The sequence below is a fragment of the Thermoanaerobaculia bacterium genome (genome assembly GCA_035717485.1).
Taxonomy (GTDB): Bacteria; Acidobacteriota; Thermoanaerobaculia; order UBA5066; family DATFVB01; genus DATFVB01.
Genome location: DASTIQ010000137.1, coordinates 1 through 2,115, shown reverse-complemented (window position 1 = coordinate 2,115; position 2,115 = coordinate 1). Strand labels below are relative to the sequence as shown.

At 64.9% G+C, this 2,115-nt stretch carries 2 protein-coding genes; both read left to right on the top strand.

Annotation, left to right across the window (positions count from 1 at the left end):
• Positions 1-711, top strand: a 711-nt coding sequence (locus VFS34_07200; protein HET9794232.1) for an NHL repeat-containing protein, incomplete at its 5' end; no start/stop codon positions are given.
• 207 nt (positions 712-918) lie between these two features.
• On the top strand, positions 919-2,115 hold a 1,197-nt coding region (locus VFS34_07195), incomplete at its 3' end, for a discoidin domain-containing protein (protein ID HET9794231.1).

Below are 2,115 nucleotides of genomic sequence, written 5' to 3'. Positions count from 1 at the left end.
GAGACGTTCGCGTGCCGCTCGGGCGGCGTGCGGGAACCGGTTCGGATCGTCGTCGACGCGAAAGGGCGCCTTCTCGTCGTCGGCGGCCAGCGCGCGAGGATCCACGTCCTCAGCGCGCGGGGCGAAAAGCTCGCCGACCTCGAGCTGAGCGGGCTTTCGAAGGAGGCCGTGATCGGCACGATCGCGCTCGACGCCGACGGCAACCTCTACGTCGGAGACAACGAGAGCGGTCAGGTCTTCGTCTACGGTCCCGATTTCAAGCTGAAGCTCAAGTTCGGCGAGCGAGGGTCGGGGCAGGGAGAGTTCCAGTCGATTTCCGGGATCGCGGCCGACGCGGAGAACATCTTCGTGGTCGACCAGCAGATCACTCCCTCGGTCCAGGTGTTCGATCGGCACGGCAACTTCGTCCGCGGCTGGGGAAAGCACGACATGGGAGTGGAGTTCTTCTCGCTCCCGGAAGGAGTGGCCATCGATGCGAAGGGACGGGTACTCGTCGTGGATGCGCTCCGCCACGAGATAAAGCTGTTCGATCGGGAAGGAAAGTTCATCGACCGGTTCGGGGGACTCGGCAAGCGGCTCGGGCAAGTGGCCTTTCCGAGCGGCGTCGCGGTCGACGCCCAGGGCCGAATCTACGTCGCGGAGAGAGGAAACGACCGGGTCCAGGTCTTCGAAGAGATCGGCGACGTTCCCGCCGGGAGCGAGCAGCCATGAGGTCGTGCTTCAACTCGTCCTTCGGTCCCGCCTGATCCGATGCGCGCGATTCGTCTCTGCCGCGCGACATTCCGCCCGAAGGTGCTTCGTTTGCGCCGTTCGCCTCTCTCGAGCGATGGACGGTGATGCATGACGGCGAGGAACTCCGGTGAGCGGGAGGGGATCCTGCGATGGAAGGCGGGAGGCCGGGCTCTCGGAATCGCTCTCGTGATCGGTCTCATCGGGAGCGGGCGGGGCGGCGCGGAGGATTTTTCGGGCCGCGCGATCCTGTCCGACCAGACCTACTCCTCCGGCGACATCGGCACGGACGTCTTCGACCAGATTTACGAGCTCCGCTTTGGACGCCGGGTGAGCGACCCGTTCACGTACCTCCTGTTTTTTCGCGGGGAGCAATCGAACGGCCATTCGACGGTCGCCGATGAGACGAGCACGCTCCGTTTCACTCAACTCGAACCGCACGCCGAAGCGACCTACACGCTGCCGACCATCCAGCTCTTCGGGCGTTGGGACCTCGTCGATTCCCGGTCGAAAATCAGCGGATCCCCCGACGACCGACGACAGCTCGAACACATCTTCTCGACGTTTTCCTTCCAGCCGGACCGACTCCCGGGCTTCCGCTTCCTCTTTCAGCGTGACCACGCTTCTTCCGATACGTCCGCTCTCGACCAGACGCGGACGTATCTGCAGGGCAGTCTCGACTTCCGATGGAAGAACCTTTCGGCCACCGCGACGGCGCGCCGGAGCGAGTTCGAGGACGCGGAAAACGGGCTCACGAGGAAGAGCGACGGCGTGCAGGGGAGTCTCGTGTTCCAGGACACGCTGCTGAACAACCGGCTGACCGTGTTCGCGAACGCGCTCGCCTCGTTCGACCGCGAGACGGACACGACACGGTCGCGAGGGGCGTCCGGTGAGACGCCGGTTCCGATCTTCGAAGCCCTGGAAACGATCGACGATACCCCGGAAGATTCGCGCGGCGACGCGGGCATCCCCGCGCCGGCCTTGATCGACGGAAATCTTCGGGTTCCCACCGTGATCGACCTCGGGCCGACGGGCGCATCGTTTCAGAACATCGCGATCGATCTGCGGCGGTTCACGGGGCTCGACACGTTCCGCATCGACATCCGTGATTCCGGGGGAAACGTCGTCCCGCGCGGGGAGCCCGTCGACTTCACCGTCTACACGAGCACCGATGGGATCCGCTGGACTCCCGTCGCCGGGGCGCGGACGACGTTCCTCGCGCCCGAGAGTCTTTATGAGGTGACGTTTCCGAAGACGGTCGCGCGCCTGTTCAAGGTCGTGTCGTTCGACCTCGCGCCGACGGACGCCCGGGTGACGGAGATCCGCGCGTTCTTTCACGACGAATTCGGACCCGCGACGACTCGAACGAGCGACATCAAGCTCGGA